General features: G+C 72.3%; 12 protein-coding genes. 5 read left to right on the top strand and 7 right to left on the bottom strand.

The window, feature by feature from the left end; translation table 11 throughout:
- Positions 1 to 140: 140 nt before the first annotated feature.
- Positions 141 to 1,145, top strand: a complete 1,005-nt coding sequence (locus BLS95_RS33610) for a LacI family DNA-binding transcriptional regulator (RefSeq protein ID WP_090940786.1) — start codon at positions 141 to 143, stop codon at positions 1,143 to 1,145.
- Between the two features lie 105 nt (positions 1,146 to 1,250).
- Positions 1,251 to 2,213, top strand: a complete 963-nt coding sequence (locus BLS95_RS33605) for a nucleoside hydrolase (RefSeq protein ID WP_090940783.1) — start codon at positions 1,251 to 1,253, stop codon at positions 2,211 to 2,213.
- Positions 2,214 to 2,226: 13 nt separating this feature from the next.
- Here BLS95_RS33605 and BLS95_RS33600 read toward each other — a convergent pair whose 3' ends face one another.
- Entirely contained in the window at positions 2,227 to 2,892 is a 666-nt protein-coding gene (locus BLS95_RS33600) for a response regulator (protein ID WP_281250057.1), read from the bottom strand.
- Between the two features lie 532 nt (positions 2,893 to 3,424).
- On the opposite strand from BLS95_RS33600, the gene BLS95_RS33595 reads away from it, so the two are divergent.
- Positions 3,425 to 3,997 (top strand): hypothetical protein, encoded by a 573-nt coding sequence (locus BLS95_RS33595; RefSeq protein WP_090940780.1) that lies wholly within the window; start codon positions 3,425 to 3,427, stop codon positions 3,995 to 3,997.
- Positions 3,998 to 4,047: 50 nt separating this feature from the next.
- Here BLS95_RS33595 and BLS95_RS33590 read toward each other — a convergent pair whose 3' ends face one another.
- From BLS95_RS33590 to BLS95_RS33565, 6 genes are all read right to left on the bottom strand, one after another.
- On the bottom strand, positions 4,048 to 6,378 hold the full coding sequence (locus tag BLS95_RS33590) for a rhamnogalacturonan lyase (protein WP_090940777.1): 2,331 nt from the start codon (positions 6,376 to 6,378) through the stop codon (positions 4,048 to 4,050).
- Between the two features lie 158 nt (positions 6,379 to 6,536).
- Positions 6,537 to 7,496 (bottom strand): quinone oxidoreductase family protein, encoded by a 960-nt coding sequence (locus BLS95_RS33585; protein WP_090940774.1) that lies wholly within the window; start codon positions 7,494 to 7,496, stop codon positions 6,537 to 6,539.
- Entirely contained in the window at positions 7,496 to 7,855 is a 360-nt protein-coding gene (locus BLS95_RS33580) for a hypothetical protein (protein ID WP_090940770.1), read from the bottom strand. The genes BLS95_RS33585 and BLS95_RS33580 overlap by 1 nt, the downstream gene beginning before the upstream one ends.
- Positions 7,852 to 8,718, bottom strand: a complete 867-nt coding sequence (locus tag BLS95_RS33575; RefSeq protein ID WP_090940767.1) for a DODA-type extradiol aromatic ring-opening family dioxygenase — start codon at positions 8,716 to 8,718, stop codon at positions 7,852 to 7,854. The genes BLS95_RS33580 and BLS95_RS33575 overlap by 4 nt, the downstream gene beginning before the upstream one ends.
- Positions 8,711 to 9,511: a citryl-CoA lyase gene (locus BLS95_RS33570; RefSeq protein ID WP_090940762.1), complete on the bottom strand. Its 801-nt coding sequence runs from the start codon at positions 9,509 to 9,511 to the stop codon at positions 8,711 to 8,713. The genes BLS95_RS33575 and BLS95_RS33570 overlap by 8 nt, the downstream gene beginning before the upstream one ends.
- A complete protein-coding gene (locus tag BLS95_RS33565; protein WP_090940758.1) occupies positions 9,504 to 10,670 on the bottom strand; it encodes a CaiB/BaiF CoA transferase family protein in 1,167 nt (388 codons plus the stop codon). Before BLS95_RS33565 ends, BLS95_RS33570 begins: the two co-directional genes overlap by 8 nt.
- A gap of 160 nt (positions 10,671 to 10,830) precedes the next feature.
- Here BLS95_RS33565 and BLS95_RS33560 point away from each other — a divergent pair, with 160 nt between their 5' ends.
- Both BLS95_RS33560 and BLS95_RS33555 read left to right on the top strand, forming a co-directional pair.
- Positions 10,831 to 12,291, top strand: a complete 1,461-nt coding sequence (locus tag BLS95_RS33560) for an amidohydrolase family protein (RefSeq protein ID WP_090940755.1) — start codon at positions 10,831 to 10,833, stop codon at positions 12,289 to 12,291.
- A gap of 45 nt (positions 12,292 to 12,336) precedes the next feature.
- On the top strand, positions 12,337 to 13,137 hold the full coding sequence (locus tag BLS95_RS33555) for an IclR family transcriptional regulator domain-containing protein (RefSeq protein WP_090940753.1): 801 nt from the start codon (positions 12,337 to 12,339) through the stop codon (positions 13,135 to 13,137).
- The last annotated feature ends 31 nt before the right edge of the window (positions 13,138 to 13,168 follow it).

The raw sequence follows: 13,168 nt of genomic DNA, 5'->3' as shown, positions 1-13,168 counted from the left end.
TTTACGGTGACATTTCCGAGCCGTTACGCTAGGCTCGCCCCGGCACAGCTGTCAACAGTGCCAGGCCAATTCGCTCGCCCCACAGGTGATGTGGGTGGCGCCATTTCACGCGGTTTTCCGAAAATGCACCGGGAGGACCTGTGTCCCGCACCACGCTCGCCGACGTCGCGGCGGCTGCCGGAGTGTCCGTGCCGACGGTCTCCAAGGTGCTGAGCGGCAAGAAACACGTCTCCGCCGCCACCAGGGACAAGGTCCTCCAGGCGGTGCGCGCCTTCGGCTACGAGGCCCCGCGCCCGCCGAGCACGCCCCGGGTCGGCCTGGTCGACCTGCTCATCGACGGGCTCGGCTCGCCGTGGGCGCAGGTGCTCGTCAGGGGAGCGGAGAAGGCGGCGGCCCGCTGGGGGTTCTCGCTGGTGGTGACCTCCTCCGCGCGGCCCGACTTCGACCTGCCGCGCTGGATCGGGATGGTGCGCAAGCGCAGCACCGACGGGGTGGTGCTGGTGCTCTCCCGGGCCAACCAGCAGGAGATCACGGCCATCGAGGAGCTGCTGCACGTCCCTCTGGTGCTGCTGGACCCGGTCGGGCAGCGCGATCCGCGCATCTCCACCGTCGGCGCCACCAACTGGCTGGGCGGCGTCATGGCCACCACCCACCTGCTGGAGCTGGGGCACACGCGGATCGGGTTCATCGGCGGGCCGCTCGACACGCAGTGCACGCTCGACCGCTACGAGGGCTACCTGGCCGCGCACCGTACGTTCGGCATCGACCCCGATCCGGAGCTCACCTCCTACGGGGACTTCCTCGTGCACGGCGGCAAGAGGCTCGGGGGAGCGCTGCTGGACCGCGACGACCCGCCGAGCGCGATCTTCTCGGGCAACGACCTCCAGGCCGCCGGCGTCTACCAGGCGGCCACGGAGCGCGGCGGGCGCCTGCCGGAGGACCTGTCGGTGGTCGGGTTCGACGACTCACCGCTGTGCGAGATGCTCTCGCCGCCGCTCACGACCGTCCGACAGCCGCTCGACGACATGGCCAACGAGGCCGTCAGGCTCGTCTCCGAGGAGCTGACCCACCCGGGCGGCTCGGCGGGCACCCGCATCGAGCTCGCCACCACGCTCATCGTCAGGGCCAGTACGGGAGCGCCGTGACGCCGGGCCCGTCCCCGCGTCCTGGATGCGCGGGGGGCGGGGGGTGCCGGGCCGCCGCCGGATGGTGGGATAGGGCGGCGTACACCTCGTTGAGGAAGGGACGGGATGAAAGACCTGATTCTGGACGTGGACACCGGCGTGGACGACGCCCTGGCCATCATCTTCGCCGTGCGCCATCCGGGGCTGCGGCTGCGGGCGGTGACCTGCGTGGCCGGGAACGCCGGGCTCGACCAGGTGGTGTCCAACACCCTGAAGGTGCTGGACGCGGCCGGGGCGCCGGCCGACGTGCCGGTGAGCGCGGGAGCCGACCGGCCGCTGGTCGAGCGGGCCCGTGACGCCGGGCACATCCACGGCGCGGACGGGCTGGCCGACCTCGGCCTGCCCGCCTCGGCCCGTACGGCGAGCTCCCGGCCCGCCCTGGAGCTGTTGCGGGACACCGTCCTGAGCGCGCCCGAGCCGGTGGTGATCGCCGGGCTGGCCCCGCTCACCAACCTGGCGCTGCTGCTGCGCGCCTACCCCGAGGTCGCGGGCAACATCGAGCGGCTGGTCGTCATGGGCGGCAGCGCCTCCATCGGCAACGCCACCCCGGTCGCGGAGTTCAACGTGTGGCACGACCCGGAGGCGGCGGCGATCGTCATGGACTCCGGGGTGCCGGTGACGATGTACGGGCTGGACGTCTACTACCACGTCTCGGTGGACGCGGACACGTGCGCGGCCCTGTCCGAGCACGAGGAGCCGGGCACCCGGCTGGCGGGCCGGCTGCTGCTGCACCAGATCGCCATCTGCGGCGTGGACCCGAGGGTGGCCGGGGACGGGCTGCTCGGCGACGCGGGCGCGCTGTGCGCGCTGGCCGATCCGGCCGGCCTGACCACCGAGCGGCTGCCGGTGAGCGTGGAGCTCGCGCCCGGCCGCAGCCGGGGCCAGACGCTGGTGGACCGGCGGACGATCCCGGGGGAGGACGTGGCGCACGGGCTGGCCGAGCCCGCGCCCGGGATCGACGTCGCGCTCGGCGTGGACGCCCCCCGTTACCGCAAGCTGTTCCTGGAGACGGTGGTGGCCAGGCCGTAGACGGGGCCGCTCGTCACAGCAGGCCGGCGTCGCGGACCTTCATGGCGACGTGGACGCGGTTGTCGGTGCCGAGCTTGGTGAAGATGCGGGTGATGTTGGCCTTCACGGTCGCCACGCTCACCGACAGGGCCGCCGCGATCTCGGTGTTGGAGCTGCCCTTGGCCACCTCGATCGCGACCTCGCGTTCGCGTTCGGTGAGCCGGGCCAGCTCGCGCGCGGCCTGCGGGCGGTGCGGCTCGTAGCGGCCGGTGGCGGCCGCGATGACCTGCTGGGCGACGCTCGGGGACAACACCGGCTCGCCCTGCGCCACGGCCCGCACCGCCGCGATCATCCGTGGCGGCGGCGTGTCCTTGAGCAGAAAGCCGTGCGCGCCGAGTTGCAGGGCGCGCAGGACCAGGTCGTCGGCGTCGAACGTGGTCAGCACCAGGACACGCGGCGGCGACGAGCTGGCCAGCAGGCGCTCGGTGGTGGTCAGGCCGTCCTGCCGGGGCATGCGGATGTCCATCAGCACGACGTCGGGCGCGAGGTCGCGGACCACGGCCATGGCCTGACGGCCGTCCCCGGCCTCCCCGACGATGTCCAGGTCGGGCTCGCCGCCGAGGATGAGGCGCAGCCCCGTGCGCACCATCGGATCGTCGTCCACGATCACCACACGAATCACGGCCGCTGCGCTGGTCACACGGTCAAGCCTCCCACGCCGGCGCCCAGCCCCCGGACCTGACCGCGCCACGCCGGCGCCCAGCCTCCGGACCCCGACCGCGCCACCCGGCGCCCAGCCTCCGGACCCCGACCGCGCCACCCGGCGCCCGGCCCGGACTCCGATGGCGTCACTCCGACGGGGCCCGGCCTTGGGCACCCAAGGCGCCACCCGGCCCCGGACGCCCGGTCGCGCCACCCGGCGGGCGCGCGCCGGCGGGCGCGCGCGGCCCCATGAGGCGCGGCGGCCTGTTCGGCACCGGTGGGCCGCCCTTACCTGCACTCGCGCTTTACCCCCGCCGGTAGATCTTTGCCGGATTTATGTCTTTTTATTTGGATATGTCCGGTTTGAGGTTTATGTTGGTGGTCTCACCGGCGGCTGAACCCCGGCTCGACCAGTAGGAGCCGACCGCCGGAAGCGCTCCGCACGGCCTCGTGACCGACGGCCGCCCGAATTTCCCGTTCTTCAAGCGAGCGCAAGTCCACGTTCCCTGCCCAAAGGATTCCACGTGACGATGACCGCCCGCCTCCGCTCTCTCGGCATGCTGGCCACCTGTACCGTCGGCGCCCTGACCGCCGGCGTCGCGACCACTCACGCTCACGCTCACGCCGACGCCGCCGCGCAGCCGGTCATGCTGCAGGGTACGACGACGGCATCCTACTTCTGGGACGACGCCTCAGGCCGCGCCGGCGACACCGGTCTGCCGGCGGTGGGCAAGCCCATGCAGGAGGGCCTGGTGGCCAGCCCGAGCTGGCCGCTCATGACCAAGGGCTACGTCGTCTACAAGGGCAGGAAGCTGCCGTTCTTCGTGGGCGACCGCGGTCCCGGCAACCCCTCCAACAGCGGCGTGATGCTCGACCTGGACGCCAAGACCTTCGCCAAGCTGACCGGCGGCACCTTCAACCCCGAGACGCTGGAGGTCGAGGGGACGCCCGTCGACGGGCACATCAAGGTGGACTACGTGATCACCAGGTGGGGCGACGGCGTCGGCCTGAAGGGCTATCCGGTCGCCTTCTCCACCGGCGCCTGGGCCAGGAGGGACTCGGTCCCGGTCCGGCCGCTGTCGGTGACCCAGCCGTCCCGCTGACCTCTCCCTGACCTCGAAGGGCGTCCCGGTGCCGGGACGCCCTTCTCCGGCTATCCCCTGGACGTGCGGATGTCCGGCACCGGCACCTTCGACCAGTCGAGGTCCGACCCGAGGTAGAAGCTCGGGTACGCGGGCTGGTTGTAGGACGTCTGCTGCCTGGCCACGTCCACCCGGTACTGAGGGTCGTGCATGAGCGTGTACAGCTTGCGGTCGGTCACCTCGGTGCTCAGGAAGATCCGGATCGCGCCGCTGTCCACCGTGCGCACCAGCAGCTCCTCCCGCCAGTCGCCGAACACGTCGGCCACCAGCCCCGGATTGCCCTTCGTCCCGTTGTTGGTCAGCGTGCCCTCCGCGGTGAGCAGCGTGCCGCGCCTCCAGTCGTCGATCGTCGGCGTCTGGAGCACGGTGGTCTCGGTGCCGTTCACGATCTGGGTGGTCATGTCGGCCGCCCAGCGGATGCTCATGTTCGTGCCCGGCGCGTTCCTGCCCAGGTGGTCGCCGCGGGCCGACCACAGGCCCGCCTGGACCGCCTGGTCGGGCGGCATCGACGACCACGCCTCCAGGCCGGGGACGGCCGGGTCGATGTCGCCGACCATGCCGCGCCCGGTGTCCACGCCGCTGTAGCCGCCGAACAGCACCTCCCCGGTCCCGGCCGCGCGCATCGCCCAGCCGTACGGGGCCGACCTGGCGCCCTCGTGCACGGTCCAGATCTCCGGCCCGGGGTGGGCCGGGTCGAGGTCGCCGACGTGGATGGCGTCACCGTGGCCGAGGCGGACGTTCTGGCCCGGCACTCCGCTCTGCGGCGGGGCCACGGCGAAGGAGGAGTACAGCAGGTCGCCGTCGTCGTCGATGGTCGCGGCCCCGTACACGATCTCCTGTCTGCCGTCGGCGTCCACGTCGGCCACGCTCATGGAGTGGAAGCCCTGCGTGGTGAGGTCGGCGTACTCGGGATTGCCGCCCGGGACGCCGTGCGGGGAGGAGTTGAACGGGTTGGACATCGGCGCGTGACCGCTGTCGACGTACCAGACCTCCTTGAGCCGCCGGCCGTCCCAGTCGTAGGCGACCAGCGTGGTGCGCGTGTAGTAGCCCCGGGCGAAGATCGCCGACGGTCGCCTGCCGTCGAGGTAGGCCACGGAGGACAGGAACCTGTCGACGCGGTTGCCCGGCTCGATGCGGGCCATCGCGTAGTCGCCCCACAGCAGGCCGTCGTCCCCGCGGCCCGGCTTGTACGGGACCGTCTGCAGCTCCTTGCCGGTGGCGCCCTCCAGCACCGACAGGTATTCGGGGCCGCTGACGACGAAGCCGGCGAACTCGCGCAGCCGGTTGTTGGCGCTGCGGCCGGGGGCGTAGACGTCGATGAAGTGGTTGGCGAGCTCGACGGCGTCCTCGCGGGACAGCGGATAGTCATGCGCCGGCTCGATGCCGAGGGCCTCCTCGATGGTGGCCGGCCAGCGCCCGGCGACCACCTCGGGGTGCTCATGCCACTTCTCGAACATGTCGGCGACGTGGTCGAAGTAGTCCGCCGCGCTCATCCGGTAGTCGTCGCCGTGCGAGTATCCGGCCCGAACGTCCTGCTTCGGCATGGTGACGTAGCGCTCGGAGACGACCTGGCCGCGGCTGCCGTAGCGGATGATCTTGGTGCCGGGGGCGGTCTTGAGCATCATCTCCGAGCGGCCGTCGCCGTCGAAGTCGTAGACCAGGAACTGGGTGTAGTGCGCCCCGGAGCGGATGTTGACGCCGAGGTCGAGCCGCCAGCGCAGGGTGCCGTCCAGCTCGTACGTGTCGACGTAGGTGTTGCCGGTGTAGCCGCGCTGGGAGACGTCCTTGGAGTTGGACGGGTCCCACTTGACGACGTACTCGTACTGCCCGTCGCCGTCCACGTCGCCGACGCTGAGGTCGTTGGCCGCGTAGGTGTACGCCTCGCCGGCCGGGGTCACGCCGTCGGCCGGTTTGCGGAGCTTCAGGTCATAAAACGATTTAAGCCAAGGCGTGGCCGGGGCACTTCGCCGGCCCTCCCTGCCCTTGGTGACCGGGGCGACGCGGTATTCGGACGCGGCGGTGCCCGCGGCGTCGCGGTAGTTGGTGCTGTCGGTGACGGTGGCGAGGAGGCGGCCGTCGCGGTAGACGCGGAACGCGGGGCCCGTCATGCCCCTCTCGCCATGGCCGGAGACCTCGTCGCCCAGTAGCCGCCAGCTCAGGAACACCCCATCGCCGGTCGAGGCCGCCACCAGGCCACGGTCGAGCTGCTCCATCCGCACGCCCCCGCCGCGCCCGTGGCCACCCGCGGACTGCGCGAGGGCCGGCGCCGCCGCCAGGGGGAGGGTGAGCAGGGCGGCTGAGGCGGTGATGAGTGCGCGGCGAACGCCGTTGGGGGGACTCATGTCGCGGGCTCCTCGGGTCGTGCGCAGGGAGGGGGAGTTAAATCGATAAAATTAGTCGGAACGTATGAGGCTCCTTACTGCTTTGTCAAGAGACCCGTCTCCGGGTGTTGCAAGGCCCTGGCAGGGGCGCCACAAGGGGATGAACGACGCCCCCGGGCTCAGGCGACGCGCAGCACGATCCGCCCGCCGGCCGCGCCCGACGCCTGCCGGCGCCAGGCCGCGCCCGCCTCCGCCAGCGGCACCACCTCGTGCGCCACCGCCAGCCGCCCCAGCGCCGCCTGCTCGGCCACCAGCGTCATGGCCGCGGCCCGCCGCTCCCGGCTCAGCTCGTTGTTGGTGTAGCCGAGCACCCGCAGCGACCGGCTGCGCAGCGTGGCCGAGTCGATCGGGGACGTCTCGGACGCGGACCCGCCCAGGTTCACCAGCCGCCCGCCCGGGCGCAACGTCCGTGCCGCCGCCGCCGCGGGGGCGCCGAAGAGCGGGTCGAGCACCAGGTCCACGGGCCCGTCGCAGGCGGCGGACAGGCGCCCGGCCAGCTCCGGCACGTCATCGGTGTCCAGCGCGACGACCGCGTCGGCGCCCGCCCGCCGCGCCCGTTCCCGGCCCTCGGGCGAGCGGGCCGCCGCCACCACCCTGCGCGCCCCGGCGAGCCGGGCGAGCTGCACGGCGGCCTGCCCGACGACCCCGCCGCCGCCCAGCACCAGCACCTGCTCCCCGGCCGCGAGCTCGCCGCGCCAGGTCAGCGCCTGGTGGGCGGCCACGGCCGACAGCCCGAGCGCGGCCACGGCGTACGGGTCGGCGCCGGTCGGCAGTTTCACCAGGTCCGCGGTGGGCACGCGGGCGTAGGCGGCCATGCTCCCGTCCCCGGGGGCCATCCCGGCCGGGGTCGGGAACCACACCAGGGCGTCGTCCGCGACCCCGACCCCCTGCACGCCCGGCACGTAGGGGAGCGCGGGCACGCCGAAGTAGGAGGCGCCGCCGGCGCAGAGCAGGTCCAGCGGCGTGATCGGCGCGGCGAGCACCCGGACCAGCCGCTCGCCGGGGCCGGGCTCCGGTTCGGGCAGGTCGTCGGCGACCTCGGGCGGCAGGCCGCACACGGAGATCCGGGCAGCACGCATCAGGTGGCGATGTCCGGATACGGCAGCCGCATGTGCGACAACCGCCGCGCGTATTCGAGCTGGAAACCCAGCGGCGGATGGTCGCGCTCGAACATCGCGATGAACAGCGTGAGCGTGAGGAACGGATGCGCCCCCAGCTCGAACAGCCGGGGATAGTCGTGCGCGGCCAGCGCCTCGCGTTCGACGTCGTCGAAGCGCAGCCAGGTGGACGACTCGCCGGTGTGGCAGCCGAGGATGCGGTTGGCGTACTCCGACTCCCACCATTCCACCGTGGCGCGCGGCTCCTCGCGGTAGCGCTCGACCAGCTCGGGATCGCGATCGACGGTGAACAGGAACTTGTTCAGCAGGTATTTGCTCATGCGCTGCCGCCTCCGCTCGGGTACCAGGTGAAGTACGCCTCCATGGTGTGGAACAGGTCGTACGTGTCCACGTAGTCGGCTTTGCGCCCTTCGCCCGCCACGCCCATCATCAGCATGAAGTCCATGAACCCGTGAGTGGCGTTGCCCGGCTCCCACAGGCTGTCCAGGGTCACCTCCGACAGGCACCCCTCGATGTCGCCGGTCGAGATCCACTCGACGGCCTTGCGGTCGAACTCCGGATCCGGCCCGTGCGGCCCGAACTGGCGCGGCCCGCCGAGCTCCAGCGACAGGTGCCCGGTGCCGATGATCGCCACCCGCCGGTCGGCCGGCCAGGACTCGACGAGCTGCCGGATCGTCCGCCCCAGCGCCACGAACCGGCCGGGCCGCGGCAGCGGAGGGGCGAAGATGTTCGTGTAGACGGGCACGATCGGCAGGTCGTTCTGCGGGCGCAGGGTGATGATCGGGCACGTGATCGAGTGGTCGATCCGCAGCTCGTTGGAGAAGGCCAGGTCGAACCCGGCGTCCAGGCCCTCGCGCAGGATGTACGCCGACAGGTCCTCCTGCCCCTTGAACAACATCCGGGGCAGGCCGAACTCGCGCTCCTCGTTGTAGAAGTTCGCGTCGTAGAAGGGCGCCTTGCCGACCAGGAACTGCGGCATGTTGTCCAGCCACAACTGGTGGAAGTGGTCGGACCCGACCATGACCAGCACGTCGGGATCGGCCCTCGTCAGCGTCTGCCGGAAGGCCTCCACCTTGCGGACCCACTCGTCGGCGAACGGCGGCCGGTCCTCCCCGGTGGCGGTGCTGGCCCGGTAGTAGAAGGGATGGTGGGTGGATGCGATGACCGCGACGACCTCAGCCATGCGAACCTCCGTTGGGCTCGGGCGGGATGGACCGGTTGTTCAGGTCCACCGACAGGAAGATCTCGTTGGCCACGGGGCGGCGCAGCTCCTCGGCGAGCTGCCCGATCAGCCCCGCGGTCCTGGCCAGCAGCGCGAACCCGCGCAGCAGCTCCAGCGGCAGCCCCAGGTCGGCCAGCGCCGCGCCGCACGTGCCCGCGCCGTTGAGCGGCAGGGTGCGGCCCAGGACCGCCGGGTGCACCCGGCCGATGGCGGCGAACAGCGACAGGTGCGGCCCGGCCAGCCCCTCCTCGCGGGCGATCTGGAACAGCCGCGGCGTGCGCGGGTCGCCGTCCTTGTGCACGTGGTGGCCGAGCCCGGGGACGCGCCGCCCCGACGCGCGCCACTCGCGCACGGTCTCCAGCGCGAGCGCGTCCCAGCCCGCCTCGTCGGCCGGGAGCGGATCGCGCGCCGCGATCACGTCGTGCAGGAACCGGCCGCAGTCCTCGGTCACGCCCAGGAAACGGGAGCCGCCGCCGAGCAGCCCCGCCGCCAGTGCCCCCTGTACGGAGTCGGGCGCCGACAGATACGTCAGGCGCGTCACGATCGCCGTGGGCGTGAACCCGTGGTCGGCCAGCGCGGCCAGTACGGCCTCGAACACCCGCACCTCGCCGGGCGCCGGCCGGCGCTGCGTGGCCAGCCAGAAGGCCAGCTCGCCGAAGCCCACCTCGCCCATCACGTCCGCGGCCAGGTCCTGCCCGAGCAGCGTGATCGACGTGGGCGTGGACGCCCCGAGGGCGGTCGGGTAGTCAGTCACGCCGGTCCTCCGGCGACAGCCACTTGCGCAGCTCGGCCCCGTGCTCGTCGAGGTCGGGCGGCGGCAGCGCGTACCCGGCGGGGGTCTCGGAGAACCGGATCGGATGCCGCGTGGTCGGCACGGCCCGCTCGCCCTCGCCCACCACGACGACCGGATCGAGCCCGAGCCGCTCGGCGACCGCGAAGCCGCCGTCGATCGTGTTGATCGGCCCGCTCGGCACCCCGGCGTCGACCAGCAGCTCGAACCACTCGTCGGCGGGCCGGGTGACGAGCCGCTCGACGAGGATCGGCCGCAGCTCCGCCCGGTTCGCGGTCCGGTCGGCGTTGCGGGCGAACCGCGGGTCGTCGGCCACCTCCGGAATGCCGAGCACCTCGCACAGTTTCCGGAACTGCCCGTCGTTGGCGGCGGCGACGATCAGCTCGTGGTCGGCCGTGGGCAGCGGCTCGTACGGGAACACGCTCGGATGCGCGTTCCCCATCCGGAACGGCACCACGCCGCCCGCCACGTACGCCGAGCTCTGGTTGACCAGCCCCGTCAGCGCCGACGACAGCAGGTTGACCTCGACGTGCTGCCCTTGCCCGGTGGCCTCCCGGTGGCGCAGCGCCGCCAGGATGCCGATCACCGCGTGGTTGCCCGCCATCACGTCGAACACCGAGATCCCGGCCCGGAAGGGCGGGCCGTCAGGATCCCCGGTCAGGCTCATCAGCCCCGACATGGCCTGCACCATGAGGTCGTATCCCGGCACCCGCGCCCCGGCGCCGGACCCGAAGCCGCTGATCGACGTGTAGACCACGCCCGGGTTCCCGGCCGCCACCGTGGCGTGGTCGAGGCCGTACTTGGCCAGCCCGCCGGGCCGGAAGTTCTCCACCAGCACGTCCGCGCGCCGGGCCAGCTCCCTGGCCAGCCTCGCGTCCGCCTCGTCGCGCAGGTCGAGCGCGATCGAGCGCTTGCCGCGGTTGACGCCGAGATAGTAGGTGGACACCTCGCCCCGCGCGGGCGGCGTCCAGGACCGGGTGTCGTCCCCGCCGGGGCCCTCCACCTTGACCACGTCGGCGCCGAGGTCGGCCAGCAGCATCGTGGCGTACGGCCCGGCCAGGATCCTGGAGAAGTCGGCCACCAGCACGCCCGACAGCGGTCCCTGCGGCCTGGCGTCAGTCATGAAGCTCCATCCTCGCGTCCGTGCAACGGACAAATGTCCGCACGAGTCCGATCTCAGCATCACCCGCCGCCTGCGTCAACACTCTTGACAGCGCTTGGCTCGCTGTTCACAGTTGCGGTGACCGTATGGCGGACAGTTGTTCGCAAGCGAGGAGCGTCTCATGAACGAGTTCGAGGCCGGACGGCCCGTGCTGCTGCGCGGCGGCACGGTGCTGCCCATCGGCGGGTCACCCACGGACGCCAGGCGGGTGCTGCCCCGCGCGGACGTCCTCGTCGTCGGCGACCGGATCGCCGCCGTCGGCCCCGGGCTGGAGGCGCCGCCGGACGCCGTCGAGATCGACGCCTCGGGCGGGATCGTCATGCCCGGCATGATCGACACCCACCGGCACATGTGGCAGACCGCGCTGCGCGGCTACGGCGCCGACTGGACGCTCACCCAGTACTTCGTCTGGTTCTACCTGGAGCACGGCAAGCTGTTCCGGCCCGAGGACGTGCACGCGGGCAACACCCTGGCCGCGATCGAGGCCCTCGACGCCGGCGTGACGACCGTCGTCGACTGGTCGCACGGCCTGCAGACGGTGGAGCACGCCGACGCCGCCGCCGACGCGCTGCGGTCCGTGCCGGGCCGGTACGTCCTGGCCTACGGCAACATCCAGCAGCCGCCCGCCGAGTGGACGGCCACGCCCGAGTTCCGCGACTTCGTGCGCCGGAGGGTCACCGGCGACGATCTGCTCGGCTTCCAGCTCGCCTTCGACGTGCTGGGCGACCCGGCCTTCCCGGAGAAGCCCGCCTTCGAGGTCGCCAGGGAGCTGGGCGTCGCCGTCACCACGCACGCCGGCGTGTGGGGCGCCACCGGCGACGACGGCATCCGGCTCATGTACGACCACGGCTTCATGACCCCCGAGACCATCTACGTGCACGCCGCCTCGCTGTCGGCCGACTCCTACCACCGCATCGCCGCCACCGGCGGGTCCGTCTCGGTCTCGACGGAGAGCGAGCAGAGCGCCGGGCAGGGCTACCCGCCCACCTGGGCCATCCGCGCCCACGGCATCCCGGTCTCGCTGTCCATGGACACCAGCGTCTGGTGGAGCGGCGACCTGTTCTCCGCCATGCGGTCCACCCTCGGCGCCGACCGCTCGCGCGAGCACCTGGAGGCGCACGCCAAGGGCGAGACCGTCACGCACTGCGGCCTGCGCGCCGACCAGGTCGTCGAGTGGGCCACCCGGGGCGGGGCCCGCGCCCTCGGCCGCGACGACCTCGGCACCGTCGAGCCCGGTCAGAAGGCCGACCTCGTGCTCGTCAAGAACGACGCGTCGCCGGTGTCGTTCCCGCTGCTCAACCCGTTCGGTCACATCGCCTTCCAGGCGCAGCGCGGCGACGTGCACACCGTGCTGGTCGACGGCCGCGTGGTCAAGCACGAGCACCGCCTGCTCGGGGTGGACCTGGCCACCGCCCGCCGCCAGGTCGAGCGCACGGTCGAGCACCTGCGCTCGGAGATGGGGGAGGAGGCCTGGCAGCGCGGGATGAATCCGGACATCCCTGCGACGAAGATCCTCGACAATCCGTACACGTACACCGATTACCGCAGCTCGTCCACCCACAGCCGCTCCACGGACGGGTGACCGTCTACAGTCGGATCGAACGAATCCGAAGGAGTGAGTGGGTACATGGCGCGTGGTGACACCGGACCTGACTTCATCGAGGCGCTGGCCCGCGGCCTCGACGTGATCAGGGTCTTCCGGCCGGGACGCCCGGTCATGTCGCTGACCGAGGTGGCGACCGCCGCCGGCCTGGCCCGGCCTACGGCCCGCCGCATCCTGCTCACCCTCCAGGAGCTGGGCTACGCCAGGGTGGAACAGGGGGGTTTCGCCCTCACCCCGCGGATCCTGGAGCTGGGCGTCACCTACGTCCGCTCCATGGGGCTGTGGGAGGTGGCCCGGCCGCACCTGGAGCGGCTCGTCACGCAGACCCGCGAGTCGTCGTCGATCGCCCAGCTCGACGGCTCCGACATCGTCTACGTCGCCCGGGTGGCGGTGCCGAAGATCGTCGCGCTGTCGGTGCAGATCGGCACCCGCTTCCCGGCGCTGCAGACCTCGCTGGGCAAGGTGCTGCTGGCCGCGCTGCCCCCCGCCGAGGCGGAGCGGGTGCTGGCCGAGCCGAGCCGCTCGGGCATCGAGCCCAGGTGGCGGCCCGAGGCCAGCGAGTGCGAGGCGGTGCTGCGCACGGTGCGGGCCAAGGGCTGGGCGGTGACGGACCAGCAGCTCGCCCTGGGGATCCGGTCGGTGGCGGCGCCGCTGCGCGACGGCCTGGGCAACGTCATCGCGGCCGTGAACGTCAACGCCCACGCCGCCGAGACCTCCGTCGAGAAACTGACCGAGGAGCACCTGCCGCTGCTGCTTCAGACGGCGAGCGCGATCAGCGCCGACTGGGCGCTGTACGAGGGAGTTCCGCACGTCACGGCGTCGTGACCGGTTTCGGAGTAAATATGGGGTCTTGCCC

The organism is Nonomuraea jiangxiensis, assembly GCF_900099965.1.
GTDB classification, from domain to species: domain Bacteria; phylum Actinomycetota; class Actinomycetes; order Streptosporangiales; family Streptosporangiaceae; genus Nonomuraea; species Nonomuraea jiangxiensis.
Note: the sequence above shows the minus strand (reverse complement) of the source record. Positions and strands in the feature narration are given on the sequence as shown.